Genomic DNA, 18,964 nt, shown 5'->3' with positions numbered 1-18,964 from the left:
GCAACATGATTTGCTGTATGGCCCATTCCCGGACTGGCTCCGGATGTCGTTTCTTCATTGCTCACTCGCTATCGCCCTCCAGGTTGTTGGATATCAGTGGATGCGACAACTAGCCTGACATAGAGGGCGAAGCAAAAAAAGTGACCCGGCCGCCGGGACGGACTCCCGGCTTGTCTCCACGGCAGTGCAACCGCCTTGCGTCACCCGGCAACGCGCGGGCAGCACTGTCGATGTTGACGTTCAATGTGTTTTAAGCAAAACCCTTAACGTCAAAAGCAACTGCTGCTTCGCAGTGACGCCTTACCCCTGGTGACCCAACGCGATAGCACTGCCGTCATGACCAGGCCGGGTGTTCGCCCCGGCGGGCGAGTCACTTTTTTTGCTTCGCCAAAAAAAGTAACCAAAAAAAGGCGACCCCGACTGTGCCGCCCCGCTGCGCGGGGTTCCCGTGCCGTCGATGCCCCGAGCGGGGCGCGGCTAAACTCGCTCCGCTGCGCTTCGCTCAGACAGACGCCGCACCTTTTCCCGCTCGAGGCATCGCCGACACGGCGGTACACAGACGGGGACCCTAACTGCAACGGCAACCGCAACGGCCACGTCAAAAGCAACTGCAACTGCAACTGCAACTGCAACGCGGCTGCAACTGCCCCGTTCAGTGCGAACGAATCATCGTCCCAAACGCCTGCTCGGTCAGCACTTCCAGCAGCAGCGAATGCTCGATGCGGCCGTCGACGATATGCACCGTGTTCACGCCCGACTTGGCCGCGTCCAGCGCCGACGAGATCTTGGGCAGCATGCCGCCGGAGATGGTGCCGTCGTTGAACATCTCGTCGATCTCGCGCGCCGACAGGTCGGTCAGCAGGTTGCCCTGCTTGTCCATCACGCCCGGGATGTTGGTCATCATGATCAGCTTTTCCGCATGCAGGATTTCCGCGATCTTGCCGGCCACGAGGTCGGCATTGATGTTGTAGGCCTGGCCATCGGCGCCGAAGCCGATCGGTGAGATGATGGGGATGAAGGCATCGTCCTGCAGCGCCTTGACCACCGCCGGATTGATCGCCTCGATCTCGCCGACATAGCCGATGTCGAGGAACTGGCCGGGGTTCTCGCGGTCCGGCATCTTCATCTTGCGGGCGCGGATCAGGCCGCCGTCCTTGCCGGTCAGGCCCACCGCCTGGCCGCCGTAATGGTTGATCAGCATCACGATGTCCTGCTGCACCTCGCCGCCCAGCACCCACTCCACCACTTCCATGGTTTCCTCGTCGGTGATGCGCATGCCCTGCACGAAGGTGCCCTGCTTGCCGATCTTCTTCAGCGCATTGTCGATCTGCGGGCCGCCGCCATGCACCACCACCGGGTTCATGCCGACCAGCTTCAGCAGGATCACGTCGCGCGCGAAGCCGTGCTTCAGGCGCTCTTCCGTCATGGCGTTGCCGCCGTACTTGACGACGATGGTCTTGCCGTGGAATTTGCGGATGTAGGGCAAGGCTTGCGCAAGAATCTCGGCCTTGATGCCGGATGACACCTGCGACAGATCGGCGAAATCGGTCATGACTGTTCCAAATTGAGAGATGGGCGCGATTTTACAACGAAAGCCCGGGGCTTCCCGGCGGATTTTTCCGTAAAAAATGGCCGTATATCGGATAAATTGCAACAAGCCGTTTCAGGACTGACAAGCGGTTTTCCCGACCATTTTCAAAAGGATATCGATGAGCACATGCAGCCGTTGCGGCGCCGACTTTGCCTGCGGCATGGTGGAAGCGCTGGATGCCCCGTGCTGGTGTACCACGCTGCCGGCGCTGCCCGCCGACAGCCTCCCCGACGCCGACGACGGCCGCTGCCTGTGCCCGGCCTGCCTGAAGGCGTGGATAGAGCGGCTGGACGGGCCTGACGTAACGACTGGCTAGACGCGCCGCGCCCAGGCCCTGCGATGAACCCCGGGACAGGGCCGGGCGCCTCGTCGCCGGTTAATGCATCTGGCCGGCACCTACGGCGCACGGCTTCTTGCGGGATCCATGACCGGCGGCAGCCGGATGGACCGGCCTGATGGCTGGCTGGGCAACCCGGCAGGCACTGCCGTTACTCAGGCCGGCCATTTCGATCAGCAGGACGTATTGGGAATGCACGTTCCTGGTGATTCGCAAGATGGCAATACGAGGCAAGCAGGCCGTCGTCCGTCCCCGAATGAGACAAGGTGCGCAAACAAGGCGCCTCGCCACATGCCTCGACAAAATGGCCCATGCCTTTCCCATCCCGCAAGCCTCTTCAAGGAGCATTCATGTCCTGCAGCCAAACCACGACAAGCCGCCACCCGATTTCCTCCAACGCCGGCGCCATGGCCGCCGGTTATGCCATGGAAAGCACCCGCGCCTTCGCCGCCGACGCCATTTGCCGCCGCCCATTGCTGCGCCCGGCCAGCCAGGAAGACGGCCGGCGCGCCGCCATCCGCCACTTCCTCGGCACGCATGGTCAATTGCTGCCGGCAACGCCCGTCGCGGGTACATCCCCAGGGCTGATCGAGCGAACCGGGCAGGCCTGCACGGCCGTCGCCGCGGAAGGCATGCGCCAGGCCGGCATGCTGGTGGGCCGGCTGTCACGGCTGGCGATGGCAATCGACGCTGGCTTGCGCTTTCCCGCAGCGGCGGCCGGTGCGCCAGCCTGCGCGCACCCGGCGAAGGGTGAGCAGACCTGCGCGCCCGACGGCGGCAGCCAGGCGGTGAAGCAGCCGGGCGCGGGCGGCGTGTCAATCAGTTTCAGCGCCAGCGCCAGTCAGGCCGAAATTCCTGCCTCCGTCGAATTGCGCATGGCGCCTGGCGACGGCAGGCAGGCAAGCGCGCCCTCACCAGCGTCCGACGACGCCAGCCAGGCTTCCATCGTCAAGTCCGCGCTGGCCGTACACGCCTATCACGGCGACCTGCGCCAGGTCGAAGCGCTGTTGCAATCCGGTGCGGATGTCAATGAAGCCAACGCCAATGGAAACACGGCGCTGATGGTGGCCGTCCGGATGGGACAGGCAAATATCGTGCGCCGCCTGCTGGAGGCTGGCGCGGGCGTCGATCCTGTCAACCGTGCAGGCCTGACCGCGCTGCACATGGCAGTGCTGGCAGAGAATGTGGAAGTCGCCCGCATGCTGCTCGAAAAAGCGCCGCAACTGGACCAGTTGGACCAATCCGGCTTCACGCCGCTTTCCCTGGCCGTCCAGAACGATCAACCCCAGCTTGTGCAGGTCCTGCTTGCCGCCGGCGCCAATCCGGACATCGCCGTGTCGGGCACCAGCCGCCTGAGCGGGCTGACGCCCCTGATGACCTCCGTGCTGCACAAGAATCTTGAAATTGCCGGCCTGCTGCTGGCAGCGGGCGCCGACGTGCATCAAGCGACAGCCAACGGGCGCCATGCGCTTCTGTTTGCAGTACAGAGAGACGACCCCGGGATGGTCGACCTGCTCTCGCGCGCCGATGCCAATCCCTGTTCCCTGCCGCCGGGGGAAAGATCGTCCTTCCAGGAGGCGGTTGAATCCGGACAGCATGACATGGCGGAGTCCATGCTGCGGCACCCGAAAACCCATCCCTGCCCCACGCTGCTGCTGATGGATGCGCTGCAGCGGTCTGTCTACCGTGGCGACCTCAGGATGACCTCGCTGCTGCTGGAACACGGCGCGCCTGCCGACCAGGAAGCGCAGACGGGTGCGCTGGGCCTTGCCATCCAGCTTGGACACCACGACATCGCCGACCTGCTGCGCAAGCACGGCGCACGCCAATCGGCGTGAGGACCTGAGCGCGCACCCGACCGGGCTGCAAGGCCCTGCAGCATTATTGTTCTGCCGAGGCGGTCGCAAGCACCCCACTGACCGACGGCGACGGCGACGGCGAGCAAGCGCAACGCATCAGCCATGGCAAACCCGGTGATCGTGCGGTGCGCTCCGGCGCCGCCTGTAGCCGGACACGCAGGAACATCACCCGCCTGAGCCAGCCAGGCCGTCTCCCTCCTAGCTGCAGCCCTGCGCCTCCTGCCGCGGAAACTCCGCCCGCGCCCGGGTCACCTGCGCCTCGGCCGCCGCGTCCAGCCCGCGCAGCTGGATCGCGATGCGCGCCGGGCCGGTGCCGAACTGCTCCACCCGCGCGGTGCGCACGCCGCGCCGGCTCATTGCCGCCAGGTGCGACTGCGCCGCCTCATCGGTGCGGAAGGTGCCCAGCGCAATGCCCCACCGGCGCGGCGAATTGTCCTGGATGATGAAGGTGTCGGAAATGCCCAGCCGGCGCAGTTCCTCGGTCTTGGCGTCGGCCGCCTCGCGGCTGCCCTGCGGCGGAATCATCACCATGTAGCTCGATGGCGTCGGCACGTCGCGCCGCGAGACCCGGTCGGCCAGGCCCAGTTCCGCCATGCGGGCTTCGAAACGGCCGGCTTCGGCGGCGGTGAAGCTGGCCAGCTCGATGCAGGCGCCGGCCGTGCCTGCTGCGCCGACCGTCGTGGCCGCCGGCGCCGCGGCCGGCGGGGTGGTTGCTGCAGGCGCGTCGGCAGCGGGAGCCGGCGTGCCGGCGGTTGCCGGCAGCAGCCGGATGCGGTCGGGATGCAGCTGATTCTTCATGCGCGCCGGCTCATGCCCGGCGGGCTCGCCGCGCTCGATCACGAACATCGCCAGATTGGCCACCAGCAGCGCACCGCAGACCAATTTCAGCATGATGAATTCTGCTTCATCACCATGGTCTGCAGGCCGATCAGCACCAGGTTGTCGACCTGCACGCTGGGATGGTTCAGGTGCGGCGCCAGCATGCTTCCCGCGCCGCCGGACAGGATGCAGCGCACCTCGCGGTATTGCGCGGCATGCGCGGCCAGGGCCTGGCCGATGGCGCCGGTCTGGGCCGCCACGCAGCCGCTGATGATGGCGTCGGTGGTGTTGTCGGCAAAGGGCGTGACGATCTCGATCCTGGAGCCCACTTGCGGCAGCTGCGCCGTGTTCTTCGCCAGCGAGCTGGCCATCAGCCCCAGGCCCGGCAGGATCATGCCGCCCAGGAAAACGCCGTCCGGCGTGATGGCGTCCACCGTGGTGGCGGTGCCGCAGGTGGCGATGATCAGCGCCTCGCCCGGATACAGCGCATGCGCGCCGATGGCCGAGGCGAAGCGGTCTGCGCCCAGCTGCAGCGGATTGCGGTAGCCGTTGCGCACGCCCGCCAGCAGCGGCGCGGGCCGGAACCATTCGATGGCGATCGGCCGCGCGCCGAAGGCACGCAGCAGCAGCTGGTCGAGCTTGTCGCGCATGCCTTCGCCAGCCACGTTGGACAGCACCACCCGCGCCACCTGGCGGCCGCGCCAGACTTCCACCAGCTGGCCCAGCGCATCGTGCTCGACCACGCCGGAGCAGATCCACTGGCCCAGTTCCTCGCGCACAAAGCTAGTGCCGGCATAGGTGGCGGCGGTGGCAAGCGCCCATTTGACGCGTGTATTGCCGGCATCGATCAGCAGCAGCATTCAGGCCCCCGGATCCAGACGGCGCAGCGACACGTCGCCGGACAGCACGGCGATCTGGCCGTCCGGCGTGTCGATCAGCAGTCGGCCGGCATCGTCGATGCCCAGCGCGGTGCCCTGCTGGCGCACCTGTCCCTGGTCCAGCACCGCCACCGCCTCGCCGCGCCAGGCGTGCAGCGCATTCCAGCGCGCAGTGAACGGCGCCAGGCCGGCGGCGTCGAAATCGGTCAGCGCCTGCGCCAGCGCATTGAGCAGCGCCGCCAAGAGCGCCTCGCGGTCGATGGCCTGCGACGGCAGCGCGGCGGCGGGCCGGTCGATGCGCGCCGCCAGCGCCGGCGGCAGCGCCAGGTTGATGCCGATGCCGACCACGGCCCAGACGCCCTCCGGCGCGGCGCTGGTTTCGATCAGCACGCCGGCCAGCTTCCGGCCGCCCTGCAGCACGTCATTGGGCCATTTCAGCTGCGCCTCCACGCCGCTTTCGCGCAGCGCGTCGGCAATCGCCACGCCGACCGCGAGCGGCAGGCCGACCAGCTGCGGCAGCGCGCGCTGGAATTTCCAGGCCAGCGAAAAGGTCAGGCTGGCGTCGGCGGCCGATTGCCAGCTCCTGCCTGAACGGCCGCGGCCCGCGGTCTGGTGTTCCGCCAGCAGCAGCACTGGACCGGATAGGCCCGGCGCGCGCGCCAGCAGGTCGGCGTTGGTCGATCCGGTTTCGGCGACGCATTCGAGCGCCACCTGGCGCGCCGGGCCGGTTGCGCGGGAAGCGAGTTGCTGCGGGGAGGGCAGGAAAGTCATGCAGCGCATTGTAACGGCAGGCGGGCGGCGGCGGAACCGGGAAGCGCGGGGCGGAGGGACCCGGAAGCGCCGGGCGGCGCGGGCATGACGAAACCGGCCCGGTAACTTACACTGCGCTCATGCCAGCTTCGCAACCCCCGCTTTCCTCCCCTGTCCTGCCCGCCCCGCCTGCCGCGCCGATGCTGCGGCTCGATGGCCAGCTGCCGCTGGCGGCCACGGTGGCCGCCAGCGGCAGCTGGCAGGTGCAGGCGCTGGCGCAGCCGGCCGCCATGGGCGCGCTGCGCGCGGCACTGCGGCAGTTGCCGCAGCCGGCGGCGCTGGCCTGGGACCTGTCCGGCATCAGCGCGCTGGACCATATCGGCGCCCAGATGCTGTGGAATGCCTGGGGGCGGCAGCGTCCGGGCCGGCTGCGGCTGGCGCCCGGCCACGAGGAGTTCTTCCGGCGGCTGGAGCGGGCCGGCGCGCTGGCGCTGCCGGCGGGCGATGGCCATCCCTGGTTCTCCATCGTCTCGCTTGCCGGCACGGCGCGCCGCTTCGGCAGCCACCTGGCCGGCATGCTGGGCCTGGTGGGCCAGCTGGTGCTGGACCTGGGCCGTTTCGCGCGCCGCCCGCGGCAGGGGCCATGGAAAGAGATGTCGGCCAATGTCTACCATATCGGCTACCAGGCGCTGGGCATCACCGCGCTGGTCGGCGTGCTGATCGGCGTGGTGCTGTCCTACCTGTCGGCGCAGCAGCTGCACACCTTCGGCGGCGACATCTACCTGGTCAACATCCTGGGCATGAGCATCATCCGCGAACTGGGGCCGATGCTGGCGGCGATCCTGGTGGCCGGCCGTTCCGGTTCGGCCATTACCGCGCAGCTGGGCGTGATGCGGGTCACCGAGGAACTGGACGCGATGCTGGTGATGGGCCTGCCGCATGGCTTCCGGCTGGTCATGCCGCGGGTGCTGGCGCTGGCGCTGGTGATGCCGCTGCTGGTGGTGTGGACCGACGCGATGGCGCTGATCGGCGGCATGGCGGCGGCGCATATCCAGCTCGACATGGCGCCCGCCTATTTCATACAGAAGCTGCCGAGCGCGGTGCCGATCGCCAATTACTGGATCGGCCTGGGCAAGGGCGTGGTGTTCGGCGGCCTGATCGCGCTGGTGGCCTGCCATTTCGGCCTGCGCATCCAGCCCAATACCGAAAGCCTGGGCCAGGGCACCACCACCTCGGTGGTGACCGCCATCACGGTGGTGATCCTGGCCGACGCGGTGTTTGCCATCGTCTTCAACCAGGTGGGCTATTACTGATGGCGGCGTCCGATCAGGCTCATACTCCCAGCCAGCCCGTGATCGACATCGCCGGGCTGTCCACCCGCTTCGGCGACGTGACCGTGCATGACAAGCTTTCCATGGACGTGCGCGCCGGCGAGGTGGTGTCGCTGGTCGGCGGCTCGGGCTCCGGCAAGACCACGCTGCTGCGCCAGATCCTCGGCCTGGAACGGCCCAGCGCCGGCAGCGTGCGCGTCTTCGGCGTCGACATCCACCGCGCCGACGCCGCCACCCTGCAGACGCTGCGCAACCGCTGGGGCATGCTGTTCCAGCACGGCGCGCTGTTCTCGGCGATGTCGGCCTTCGACAACGTGGCCCAGCCGATGCGCGAGCTGCGCACGCTGCCGGAAGACCTGATCCGCGACGCCGCGCTGCTCAAGCTGCAGATGGTCGGCATTGCGCCTGCGCAGGCGGCGCGCATGCCGGCCGACCTGTCCGGCGGCATGGTCAAGCGGGTGGCGCTGGCGCGGGCGCTGGCGCTGGAGCCGGAACTGCTGTTCCTGGACGAGCCGACCGCCGGCCTCGACCCGGCGCTGTCGGAAGCCTTCGTCGACCTGATCGCGATGCTGCGCCGGGAAATGCGCCTGACCGTGGTGATGGTCACCCATGACCTCGACACGCTGCTGGCGCTGTCCTCACGGATCGCGGTGCTGGCCGACCGGCGCCTGGTGGCCTTTGGCAGCGTCGAAGAAGTGGTGCGCGTGGACCATCCCTTCATCCATGATTATTTCCTCGGCCAGCGCGGCCTGCGCGCGCTGCAGGGCATGCGCGACATGAAAGAGCATCACTATGGAAAATAAGTCGCACGCGATGATCGCGGGCCTGTTCACCATCGCCATGCTGGCGGCCGTCATCCTGGGCGCGATCTGGCTCAACCGCGACCGCGAGGTGCGGGTGCCCTACCAGATCGCCACCCGGCTGTCGGTGCCGGGACTGAATCCGCAGGCCACCGTGCGCTACCGCGGCCTGGACGTCGGCCGGGTCAGCCGCATCGGCTTCGACCCGCAGGTGCCGGGCCAGGTGCTGATCGACCTGAGCGTGCGGCCCGACACCCCGGTCACCCGTTCCACCTTCGCCACGCTCGGCTACCAGGGCGTGACCGGCCTGGCCTACGTGCAGCTCGACGACGACGGCAGCGACCCGGCCAGGGTGGAAAGCAGCGCGGCCCATGTGGCGCGCATCGAACTGCGGCCCAGCCTGCTCGACAGCCTGCAGAAGCGCGGCCTGGCGATCCTGCTGCAGACCGAGGAACTGACCAAGCGCATGAGCGTGCTGCTGAACCCGGAAAACCAGCAAACCATCCTGTCCACCTTCACCAGGGTGGGCAATGCCGCAGTGGCCATCGAGGCGCTGCCGGGCCAGCTGGCGCCGACGCTGGAAGCGATGCCGGCGCTGATCAGTGAAGCGCAGCGCTCGCTGGCCGCCCTTGGCAAGCTCTCCCGCACCGCCGATACGCTGGCCGCCGGCCTGCAGGCGCCCGGCAACCCGGTGGCCCGGATAGGCGCGGCAGCCGACGATGTCAGCGTGCTGGCCAACCGCTTCGAGCGCGAGGTGCTGCCGCTGACATCGGACATCCGCGGCTCGCTGCGGGTGCTCAACCGCACCCTGAACAGCCTGAACGAGCGGCCACAGAGCATCCTGTTCGGCGGCGCCGGCGTGCCGCCGGGGCCGGGCGAAGCCGGCTTCATCGCGCCGCCGGGCAACTGACCCGCCCATGAACACGGAACGACAAGCCATGACGCTCATACCATCCCGCCTGATTGCCCTGCTGCTGGCCTGCCTGCTGTTTTCCGGCTGCACCAGCATGAAGAAGCCGCAGCCCGGCCTGTTCGACCTCGGCCTGGCGCCGCCCGCGTCAACAATCCCCGCGCTGCCGGCGCTGGCCCTGGCCGACGTCGACACGCCGGAATGGCTGGACTCGCCGGCCATCTTCTACCGCCTCAACTATGCCAGCCAGCACCAGCCGCGGCCCTATGCCAACAGCCGCTGGAGCATGCCGCCGGCGCAGCTGTTCGCGCAGCGCCTGAAGTCGCGCATCGTGCAGGGCGGCGGCACCCTGCTGTCGGCCTCCGACGGCGCCGCCGGCGTGCCGGTGCTGCGCCTGGAAGCGGAGGAATTCAGCCAGGTCTTTACCAGCGCCGGCCAGAGCGACGGCCTGGTGGCGATGCGGCTGTCGGTGCTGGACGGCCGGCGCCTGCTGGGTCAGAAAAGCTTCCTGCGCCGCGCGCCGGCGCCCAGCGCCGACGTCGAAGGCGGCGTGTCGGCGCTGGCCGCCGCCAGCGACGCGATGATCAGCGACATGCTGCAATGGCTGGCCAGCCTCGGCCTGGCGCATTGAGCAGCCCACCGCATGGCTGAGACAGACAAACAGGAACAGTCGCCCGCAAGCGGCGCCACCGCCTCGGTGTTTGCCCGCGGCGGCCTGGTGTTCTATGTGTTCCTGATCGTCTATGCCAGCTGGTATCCGTTCTCGGGCTGGCGCAGCAATGGCCTGCCGGTGCTGGGCTTCCTGTCAGCGCCGCTGCCGTACTACTGGACCCGGTTCGACCTGCTGACCAACATCATCGGCTACATGCCGCTGGGCGCGCTGCTGGTGTTTTCGTTTTATCCACGGCTGCGCGGCGTCTGGGCGGTGCTGCCGGCCTGCCTGCTCGGCGCGCTGCTGTCGGCCGGGCTGGAAGCCGGCCAGAACTTCCTGCCGAGCCGGGTGCCGTCCAATCTCGACCTCTTCACCAATGCCGCCGGCGTCGCGCTCGGCGCGCTGCTGGGCGCGCTGCTCACGCCCGCCTTCCTGGAGCAGAGCCGCCTGCTGGCCTTGCGCAGCCGCTGGTTCGCAGCCGAGGCCAGCCGCGGCCTGATCGTGCTGGCACTATGGCCGATGGCGCAGATCTATCCGCAGGCCTACCTGTTCGGCCATGGCCAGCTGCTGCCCATCCTGTCGGAATGGCTGTCGGAACTGTGGTCGGTCGATATCGACCTGGGCGCGCTGCTGCGGCGCGATGCCGAGCTCAGCGCCGAGCAGTACTGGCTGTCGGAAACCATCATCACCGCCTGCGGCCTGACCGGCGCGCTGCTGACGCTGCTGTGCCTGACGCGCCGGCGCGCGCCGCGGCTGGCATTGGCGGCAGCCCTGCTGCTGGCCGCGCTGGCCACCAAGACCCTGGCCAGCGCGCTGCTGTTCTCGCCGGACAATGCCTTTGCCTGGATCACGCCCGGCGCCCAGGGCGGCCTCTTGATCGGCCTGATCATGCTGTCGGGCCTGGCGATGGCGCCGCAGGTGGCGCAGCGCCGGGTGGCGGCGCTGGCCCTGATCGTCAGCCTGGTAGTGGCCAACATGGCGCCGGACAATCCCTACTTCCTGTCCACGCTGCAGACCTGGGTGCAGGGCAAGTTCCTGAACTTCAACGGCGCGGCGCAATTCCTGACGCTGGCCTGGCCGTTCATCACGCTGTGGTTCCTGTATCACCCGGTGCACCGGCGGAAAAGCGACCGCTGACGCGAGAAACAAGCCGCACTGCCTGGTCCGGCATCAACCCCGACGCGAACCCGCCGTCGTGGCTAGCGATCACGGTGCAGTCGGTCTTGGCCCCAACCGCACACCCCGGCAAAACCAGTCCAGCCGCAAGGCGCCAGGGCATGCATGTTAAACATGATTAATTGTTTGCAGCAAACAGGCCCAACGCTTCTCGCCGCCTGGATTTGCTGATTTAATACGACCGCCTTCACGCCGGCTGCCAACCTGGTGCAAAGCCGCCGGCGCCAGCGTATCCCTTCATCGCCGCTTCATGCTGGCCTCCAGGGCTGAGATTCAGCCACGCACCCTTACCGCAATCCTCCATCCGCCAGCGGCAAGCTGGCAGCCAGGCCGTATCCGGCAAGGCGTGGATCGATTGCGCTTCCCGACAACCGATCCATCGCGCAGCGCCAATACAGGACAGCATCCGCTGTAACGCCTCATGACATCGCATGCTCAAGCCCTGGACCCGGAACAGACCCTGTGGGCCGCGGCCAGCATGGCGCAGTTGAACCGCCTGGCTTTTTCCAGGGAGCTGTTTCTCCAGTATTTCACCCCGCCCTATTCCTTCGCCCGTTTGCCGCCTGTGCTCACGCAGCTGGGCCTGAAGGTGCGCATGCGCCGCCGCATCGCCAGCCTGGCCGGCCTCCGGCTACCCTGCCTGCTGGCCTTGCAGGCGGCGGCGCCGGCCGGTCCATGTCATCCGAAGAGCGATGACGATGCGCCTTCCCCGCCAGCCCTGGTGATCCTCACCCGGGTAGAGGAAGGCATGGCCTGGCTGTTCCGGCCGGGAGAGCGCACACCGCATCAGGTGGCATGCAGGGACCTGCTGGCGCAAATGACTGGCGAGGCGCTGGAATGCGCGCCAGCCACCCCAGTGCCGGCCGACCCCGACCAGCATGCCGGCAAGGCATTCGGATTTTCCTGGTTCATCCCTGCCCTGCTGCGGCACCGCGCCATCGGTCGCGACGTGCTGCTGGCCAGCCTGGTGATCCAGCTCATCGCCCTCGCCACCCCGTTGTTCACCCAGGCCATCATCGACAAGGTCGTTGTCCACCAGACCGTAAGCACGCTGGCAGTGATCACGGTGGCGCTGCTGGCCTGCGCCGTGTTTACCGGGGCGCTGACCTGGGTGCGGCAATACCTGGTGCTGCATACCGGCAACCGCATCGATGCCGAGCTTGGCGCCACCGTGTTCCAGCACCTGCTGAAGCTGCCGCTGCGCTACTTCGAGCACCGTCCCACCGGCGTTATCGCCGCGCGCTTGCATGCGGTGGAAACCGTGCGTGAATTCATCGCCTCCAGCCTGGTGACGCTGCTGCTCGACCTTCCCTTCATGCTGGTCTTCGTGGCGGTGATGTTTGCCTACAGCGTGCCCCTGACCCTGCTGGTGCTGGCCATGCTGGCCTTGATCGCGCTGCTTTCGGCCGCCGTCGCGCCGCTGTTCCGGCAACGCCTGGACCGGCAGTTCCTGCTCGGCGCGCGCAACCAGGCTTTCCTCACCGAGCACATCGCCTGCATGGAAACCGTCAAGAGCCTGCAGATGGAAGGGCAGCTCGTGCGCCGCTATCAGGAGGATCTGCTTGCCTGTCTGCAGGCGGGTTTCAGCACGCGCCAGCTCGGCAATACCTACGGCGTCGTCGCCGGCCTGCTGGAGCAATTGATGACGCTGCTGGTGCTGGCGGGCGGCGCCTGGATGGTAATGCAGGGCACGCCTGCCGGCGGCAACGACGCCGCGTTCACCATCGGCATGCTGGTGGCTTTCCAGATGTTTGCCGGCAAGCTCAGCCAGCCGCTGATGCGCATCGTCGGCCTGTGGCAGCAGTTCCAGCAAGCCAGCATGGCGATGCGCCGCCTGGCCGATGTAATGGATGCGCCAGCCGAGCCGTATGCCGTCACGCCGGCGCGCGAAGCGGCGCGGCATGGCCGGGTGGAGATTGCCGACCTGGCATTTCGTCATGGCGACGACCGTCCGCTTCTCTATCAAGGCCTGAACCTGACGATCGCGCCCGGCACCACCACCGCGCTGCTGGGCCCGTCCGGCTCCGGCAAATCCACCCTGGCCAGGCTGATGCTGGGCTTTTACCAACCCTCGGCCGGGCGCATCACCATCGACGGCGTCGACATCCGCCACATGGCGGCCAATGAACTGCGCGCCACCTTCGGCGTGGTGCCCCAGGAAACCATGCTCTTTTCCGGCACCGTGCTCGACAATCTGCTGGCGGGCAATCCGCATGCAAGCTTTGCCATGGTGGTCGAGGCTTGCCGGATGGCCGATATCCATCGCACCATCGAAGCCCTGCCCAGGGCATACCAGACTGAAATCGGCGAGCGCGGCGGCGGCCTGTCCGGCGGCCAGAAACAGCGCATTGCCATCGCGCGGGCGCTGCTCAAGCGCCCCCGGGTGCTGATCTTCGACGAAGCCACCAGCGCGCTGGACCAGGACACCGCCGAGCATTTCGCACGCACCGTCAACGCCTTGCGCAGCCGCCTGGCCATCCTGTTCATCACCCACCAGCCGCCCCGGTCGCTGCAGGTCGACGCCATCGTCCGGCTGGGGACAAACGCGCCGCCACCGCCGGCGCCAGGCGCGCAAGGGAGGTCCGATGCCTGATCCCAGCCCCGCCACCCAGGCGGCGCATATCCTGCGGCAACTGCGCCGCGCGCCGCCATGGGAAACGCTGCGGCGCGAGCTCATCGCCCACGCGGTGCGGCTGTCCGACCATGTGACATTCGACCTGCGGCTGCTGCTATGCGACCCGCACGCCGCGCGCCTGGCCGGCACGATGCTCTGGCAACTGATCCGGCCCTTCGCGCCGCAGGTGCTCGTCGGGCCCGGCTTCGGCGCCGCGCCCCTGCTGTTTGCCACCGCCGCCGCCGCGCTGGACGACGGCCGGCACCTCGCCATCCTGATGGTGCGCGACCAGCGCAAGGCGCATCACCAGAAAAAATGGGTGGAAGGCCGCCGCCAGCCCGACCACAGCCGCGCCGTGCTGCTGGACGATTTCATGGAATCGGGCAGCGCCCTGCCGCTGGCCGAGCAGGCCCTCGCCGCGGACGGCCACCAGCTCCTGCTGGTGGCCGTGGCGCTGCTGATGGACATGTGGCAGCCGCTCGGCTCGCGCCAGATATCGACCAGCCGCCTGCCGGTGCTGTCGCTCTACCGGCGCCACGACATCGGCCTGTCGCGCGACTGCTTCGATGCCCGGGCGCCCTCGATGAAAGGCGACTATCCCGACTTCATCACCACGCCGCTCTGGTGGCGCTACGGACTCAATCAACGTCCCGGCTATCCGCTCAAGTGCGCGCCGGCGATTGCCGACGGCGCCGTGTTCGTCGCCGATGACCGCAGCCGGGTCTGGCGCCATGACGCCCTGAGCGGCGACATCGCCTGGCGCTACGACAGCCTGGCCGAACCGCACAAGGGCATCGTGCAGCGGCTGCGTCATGCCGACGGCAGCCTGGTGTTCGGCTGCTACGACGGCACCCTCACCCGCCTGGACGCCGGCAGCGGCCGCCCGCTCTGGCGCTGGCGCCACGACAGCAGCATCCATGCCACGCCGGCACTGGACCTGGCGCACCAGCGGCTCTACATCAACACCGAGCAATGGAACGAGGGCAAGCCCTTCGGCCATCTGCTGGCCATCGACTGGCACACCGGCAAGCCCCTGTGGCGCCACCGGCATGCCTGGTGGCCGCCCGGCAGCCCGCTGCATGCGGCGCATGCCGGCCTGGTCATCGCCACCTGCAATGACCAGACGGTTTGCGCGGTCGACGCCGACAGCGGCGCGCCGCGCTGGCAGCGCACCACCTGCGGCCTGGTGCGCGGCAAGCCGGCCGTGCATGGCAACCGCGTCCTGCTTGCCACCGAACAGGGCTGGCTGCACTGCCTGGACCTGCATGACGGCGCAGAACACTGGCGTCAGCGCTATGGCGCCGGCGCCATGCACCAGTTCGTGCAGGTGTGGGGCGACACCGTGCTCACGCTCGACGGGCGCTGGCACCTGGCCGCCTTCGATATCGCCACCGGCGGCCTGCGCTGGCTGTCGCGCCTGCGCAGCGCCGGCAACTGGCTGCCCGTGCGCTGCGGCGATTACCTGGTGGTGCTGTCGCGCCAAGGCCATCTGGCCGTGTTCGATCCCGGGCGCGAACGCAAGGTCTGGGAAGGCGGCACCGGTCTTTCCGGCCGCCAGCCGCCAGCCATCGGCTGGCTGGATGGCCAGCCGCTGCTGGCCGTGGCCGGCAATACCCATGGCTTGAAGCTGTACCGGATCCATCCCTTTTATGCGAGGCCCGCATGACCAATACCAATACCGACACCGGCCTTCCGCCGCAATCGTGGCTGATCGTCACCCAAGTGAAATCGAACCGCGTGGTTTACTACACCGACGACCCGGCCTACCAGCCGCCGATGGGAGGCGACTGGTATTACTGCAGCATGCATGACGGCCCCCTGCCGCCCGCCATGACACTGCGCAACTGCTGGGGATGGCGCTTCAATGGCGGCGTGTTTTCCGATGCCAGGCCGGCCCCCGCGCCATCGACTGGCCAAACCCTGATCGACAGCAACCGCAAGGCCTTGCTGGCGCTGCTCAAGGAAAAGATCGACGACATCCGCGCGCCATTCCGGCCGCGCTGCCGGGACGGCGACATGCTGCGCCAGGCCAAGCTGGCCGAAGCCCGCGCCTTCCTGCATGCGCCCGCGCAGGCCGGGGCCAGCCTTGCCCTCCCATTGCTGGAGGCGGTGGCGGTGGCGCGCCACATCAGCCTCGACGCCGCGGCCCGGCTCGTGCTCCAGAAGCACAAGGAGACCTGGTGCGTGCTGCATGAAACCGAGCGGTTTCGCGAACAGTTCACCGTGGCCCTGCTCGCCGCCGGCAGCCAGGCGCAGCTGCATGAACTGCGCACATGGCTGCTGGACCGGGTCTATCCCGAGCTGAGCCGCAACCTGCGCTTTGCCACGCCCAACACCGAACCGCCGCAGCCGGATGCGCCGCTTGAAGACACCCGGCGCGTACATGAAGCCGCGCGCCTGAAAGTGCAATTGCGCGATGCCATCAACCGGCAACGGGCGTCGCTGCACTCCGACTACATCCAGAACGATGCGATGCGCCGGCACAAGGCGCGCCTGGCGCACGAGCTGCTGGCGCAAGAAGCCGGTCCGCACGACGCGGCGGACATGGTGCCGCTGGCCGCCTATGCGGCCGCGCGCCAGCTCGACCTGCCCGGGGCGGCCCGTCTGCTGCTGCAGTCGATGGCCCGGGCCGAGGCGCTGCTGCTGCGCACCGAAGCCCTGCGCGACCGGATGCTGGCGCGCATCGACGCCATCGCATGCGAACGCGACATTGTCGCGCTCGACCTGGAACTGGCCGAACTGGACCGCCAGGCCGGGCAAACCGACACCGAGAATCCCGACACCCAATGACCCCGCCGCCGATTTGGCTTGCCGCACAAGCGGCATGGCGGGCAACAGGGCATGACTGCGTCAACCAGCCATGCCATTCCCCTTCCCTCATCAGCTTGCCCTCCTCGCAAGGGCGGAAAGGTGCTTCATGATGCAATCGCAACAACGCGCTTCAACGGCGGGGCATGCTGACCGCGACCGTTTTCCTGTCAGGAATGAAGAGGCCATGGGCCATGTTCCGGCGCAGGCCGGCTGCTGGCGCCTTCCGCGCCGGCTTGCCCTGTGTCTCGCCAGCCTGCTGCTGGCCGGATGCGCGACCTCGCCGGGATACCAGCCAGGCGATCCCACCCCGACCGACAAGGGCGACCTGTATGTATATCGCCCGCCTTCCTTCTTCAAATTTCTCGTGCCTGCGGACGTGATGGTGAACGGGACAAAGGTCGGGCAGTTGTTCAGCGGCAGCTACCTGCGCTTGCGGCTTCCCCCGGGGCGCAAGCGCGTGCGCATCGCGCCCGGCGATTTCGCGATCAATTCGGAAGTGGACATAAGGATCAAGCCAGGACAGGCACGCTTTTACAGGTACACATTCGATCTCGATTCCCCGGACGACTTCATGATCATCAAGGGTCATATCGAGGCCCGCGACAAGGACGAGGCATTGGATGACATGAAGACACTGCGCCCCGGCTATCTGCAGCCGCCACGTGACCGTTAAGCGGATCGACGCGCAGTTTCCTTGGCATGCCTGTCGCGGCTCGCGGGCTTCACGGGCAGCGGCAAGGGACCGGAATTAACAATTGCTAACCGTTCTTGCCACTCCGGGAACAAGTCAGCAGCATCCATGGCTTGCTTGTTTTGCCAGTCGGCGCCGTCGAATTAGGCGGAGCCGGCGTCCACGGACGGCCCCAGGCCTGGCTACAAGCCTCACTCTGCCGAAGGCAGCGGCTTTGCACCAGCGAAGCACCCGATGGTACATGCCCTGCAAAGGCGCACACATGACCGAACAACCTTCCAACCTTTCCGCGCCCCGCAAGCCAGGCCGCTTCATCCTCTGGCTGCTCGTCGCCATGCTGGCCTGCATGGCCTGGTTCTTCTTCGCCCTGCTACTGCGCTCGCTCAATCCGCTCGTGCCCCGGCCCCATCCCTTCCAGCCGCCCGAAATGGCTGCGGTGCAGTATGCGAAGACTGACATGGTCGGCAATCTTGGCGGCATACCGGTCACCATCCCCCAGCACTTTGCCAACTATGTGGAATACGAAGGCGACCCCGGCTGGGGCGAGAAACGCAAGGGGCCGATGCCTGAGCGTACGCATGCATCCAGGCTGAACAGCTTTGGCTTCAAGGTCCGGCTACCCGACATGGCGGGCCTGTCCAGTCGCGAGATGTGGAAGGACAGGAACAGCTACACCATCTACAACACGCCGTGGATTCGAGTTCGCCTTACTTCTGGAAATTTTTATTTTGGCGATGGGTTTCTTGATCGGCAGGCCAGCTACCTAGAGCGGTGGAAGGTGGATGGGAATGGACTGGCATGGGAGCGTTATGAGCCGATAAACGAGCCATTTCATGGGCTAACAGTTTACGTGCCAACCGGGACTGACCCCAAGACCCAGAGACCATATCGGGAAGGCTTGCATGCAGAAGATGTCTTCCTGCACCGCACGGCAGACGGGAAGGTCGACGCCTACATACGTTGCAGTAACCGACCACATGAAGCGGCGCCATGTACGCAGGCCTTTTCAATGGAGCCAGGTATGGAAGCTGCTGTAGACGTCAGTTACCGCCGTGGCTTGCTGCCGCAGTGGCGGCAAATCCAGACAGACGTCAGCCGGCTAATCTGGAGTTTCAAAGCTGCCGAGGGCAGCAGTAGTACCCGCCAATGAAGCGCTCTCCTTGCCAAACACAGACATGATCGAACAACCTTCCAGCCTTCCTGCGCCCCGCAAGCCAGGCCGCTTCATCCTCTGGCTGCTTATCGCCATGCTGGCCTGCATGGCCTGGTTCTTCTTTGCCCTGCTGCTGCGCGCACCCAATCCGCTCGTGCCCCGGCCCCATCCCTTCCAGCCGCCCGAAATGGCTGCGGTGCAGTATGCGAAGGCCGACATGGTTGGCAACCTTGGCGGCATACCGGTCACCATTCCTCAGCATTTCGCCAACTATGCAGTTTATGAAGGCGATCCCGGCTGGGGCGAGAAACGCACAGGGCCGGTCCCGAAGCGCACCCACGATTCCACATTGGTTGCCTTCAGTTTCAAGGTGCGCACACCTGATATGCAAGGCTTGTCAAGCCGCGACATGTGGAAGGACAGGAACAGCTACACCATCTACAACACGCCGTGGATCAGTGTCTTAGAGCATCTAACAAAATGAGTTTTTCAAAATGCGCCAGCAAATAAGGGCGCAGCCCAAGTGAAGGAATGCTTCATGAATCGAGGGCAGTCGTTCGTAGCGTACGCGCAGTCGCCGGAATTGATGCAA

Annotated in this window: 17 protein-coding genes and 1 pseudogene; 13 read left to right on the top strand and 5 right to left on the bottom strand. The window is 67.1% G+C overall.

Annotated elements, in window-relative coordinates:
• Positions 1-652 precede the first annotated feature (652 nt).
• Positions 653-1,552 (bottom strand): acetylglutamate kinase, encoded by a 900-nt coding sequence (gene argB / locus IGW04_RS23880; protein ID WP_194715605.1) that lies wholly within the window; start codon positions 1,550-1,552, stop codon positions 653-655.
• A gap of 157 nt (positions 1,553-1,709) precedes the next feature.
• Between argB and IGW04_RS23875 the strand changes: the two genes are divergently transcribed.
• Together IGW04_RS23875 and IGW04_RS23870 are read left to right on the top strand one after the other, a co-directional pair.
• Positions 1,710-1,907: a cysteine-rich CWC family protein gene (locus tag IGW04_RS23875; protein WP_194715604.1), complete on the top strand. Its 198-nt coding sequence runs from the start codon at positions 1,710-1,712 to the stop codon at positions 1,905-1,907.
• A gap of 371 nt (positions 1,908-2,278) precedes the next feature.
• Positions 2,279-3,766: an ankyrin repeat domain-containing protein gene (locus IGW04_RS23870; protein ID WP_194715603.1), complete on the top strand. Its 1,488-nt coding sequence runs from the start codon at positions 2,279-2,281 to the stop codon at positions 3,764-3,766.
• A gap of 219 nt (positions 3,767-3,985) precedes the next feature.
• Here IGW04_RS23870 and IGW04_RS23865 read toward each other — a convergent pair whose 3' ends face one another.
• Genes IGW04_RS23865 through IGW04_RS23855 form a run of 3 tightly spaced genes read right to left on the bottom strand, consistent with a single transcriptional unit; the run spans position 3,986 to position 6,255 of the window.
• Positions 3,986-4,678, bottom strand: a complete 693-nt coding sequence (locus IGW04_RS23865) for an SPOR domain-containing protein (RefSeq protein WP_194715602.1) — start codon at positions 4,676-4,678, stop codon at positions 3,986-3,988.
• The gene (locus IGW04_RS23860) at positions 4,672-5,466 is read right to left on the bottom strand and encodes a type III pantothenate kinase (protein WP_194715601.1); all 795 of its coding nucleotides are present in this window, start codon (positions 5,464-5,466) and stop codon (positions 4,672-4,674) included. The genes IGW04_RS23865 and IGW04_RS23860 overlap by 7 nt, the downstream gene beginning before the upstream one ends.
• A complete protein-coding gene (locus IGW04_RS23855; RefSeq protein ID WP_194715600.1) occupies positions 5,467-6,255 on the bottom strand; it encodes a biotin--[acetyl-CoA-carboxylase] ligase in 789 nt (262 codons plus the stop codon).
• A 179-nt stretch (positions 6,256-6,434) separates the two neighbouring features.
• Between IGW04_RS23855 and IGW04_RS23850 the strand changes: the two genes are divergently transcribed.
• The 11 genes from IGW04_RS23850 (at position 6,435) to IGW04_RS23800 (ending at position 18,856) form a co-directional block, all read left to right on the top strand.
• Positions 6,435-7,547 carry an MlaE family ABC transporter permease gene (locus IGW04_RS23850; protein ID WP_194715599.1) on the top strand — a complete coding sequence of 371 codons (1,113 nt, stop codon included), beginning with the start codon at positions 6,435-6,437 and terminating at the stop codon, positions 7,545-7,547.
• Entirely contained in the window at positions 7,547-8,368 is an 822-nt protein-coding gene (locus tag IGW04_RS23845) for an ABC transporter ATP-binding protein (protein WP_194715598.1), read from the top strand. Before IGW04_RS23850 ends, IGW04_RS23845 begins: the two co-directional genes overlap by 1 nt.
• Complete coding sequence (locus IGW04_RS23840) at positions 8,358-9,275, top strand: MlaD family protein (protein WP_194715597.1); 918 nt, start codon at positions 8,358-8,360, stop codon at positions 9,273-9,275. The genes IGW04_RS23845 and IGW04_RS23840 overlap by 11 nt, the downstream gene beginning before the upstream one ends.
• A gap of 28 nt (positions 9,276-9,303) precedes the next feature.
• Positions 9,304-9,906: an ABC-type transport auxiliary lipoprotein family protein gene (locus tag IGW04_RS23835; protein ID WP_194715596.1), complete on the top strand. Its 603-nt coding sequence runs from the start codon at positions 9,304-9,306 to the stop codon at positions 9,904-9,906.
• A 12-nt stretch (positions 9,907-9,918) separates the two neighbouring features.
• Entirely contained in the window at positions 9,919-11,064 is a 1,146-nt protein-coding gene (locus IGW04_RS23830; protein WP_194715595.1) for a VanZ family protein, read from the top strand.
• A 460-nt stretch (positions 11,065-11,524) separates the two neighbouring features.
• Complete coding sequence (locus IGW04_RS23825; RefSeq protein WP_194715594.1) at positions 11,525-13,696, top strand: peptidase domain-containing ABC transporter; 2,172 nt, start codon at positions 11,525-11,527, stop codon at positions 13,694-13,696.
• On the top strand, positions 13,689-15,383 hold the full coding sequence (locus IGW04_RS23820) for an outer membrane protein assembly factor BamB family protein (RefSeq protein WP_194715593.1): 1,695 nt from the start codon (positions 13,689-13,691) through the stop codon (positions 15,381-15,383). Before IGW04_RS23825 ends, IGW04_RS23820 begins: the two co-directional genes overlap by 8 nt.
• Positions 15,380-16,507: a hypothetical protein gene (locus IGW04_RS23815; protein WP_194715592.1), complete on the top strand. Its 1,128-nt coding sequence runs from the start codon at positions 15,380-15,382 to the stop codon at positions 16,505-16,507. Before IGW04_RS23820 ends, IGW04_RS23815 begins: the two co-directional genes overlap by 4 nt.
• A gap of 70 nt (positions 16,508-16,577) precedes the next feature.
• Entirely contained in the window at positions 16,578-17,201 is a 624-nt protein-coding gene (locus IGW04_RS23810; RefSeq protein WP_194715591.1) for a DUF2846 domain-containing protein, read from the top strand.
• A 280-nt stretch (positions 17,202-17,481) separates the two neighbouring features.
• Positions 17,482-18,369: a hypothetical protein gene (locus IGW04_RS23805; protein ID WP_194715590.1), complete on the top strand. Its 888-nt coding sequence runs from the start codon at positions 17,482-17,484 to the stop codon at positions 18,367-18,369.
• 25 nt (positions 18,370-18,394) lie between these two features.
• Entirely contained in the window at positions 18,395-18,856 is a 462-nt protein-coding gene (locus IGW04_RS23800; protein WP_194715589.1) for a hypothetical protein, read from the top strand.
• Here IGW04_RS23800 and IGW04_RS25950 read toward each other — a convergent pair.
• Positions 18,845-18,964: pseudogene (locus IGW04_RS25950) on the bottom strand (IS5/IS1182 family transposase); the annotation flags it as partial. The gene IGW04_RS23800 and the pseudogene IGW04_RS25950 sit on opposite strands and share 12 nt — an antisense overlap.

The sequence above is a fragment of the Noviherbaspirillum soli genome, assembly GCF_015352955.1.
Lineage (GTDB): Bacteria > Pseudomonadota > Gammaproteobacteria > Burkholderiales > Burkholderiaceae_D > Noviherbaspirillum_A > Noviherbaspirillum_A soli.
Note: the sequence above shows the minus strand (reverse complement) of the source record. Positions and strands in the feature narration are given on the sequence as shown.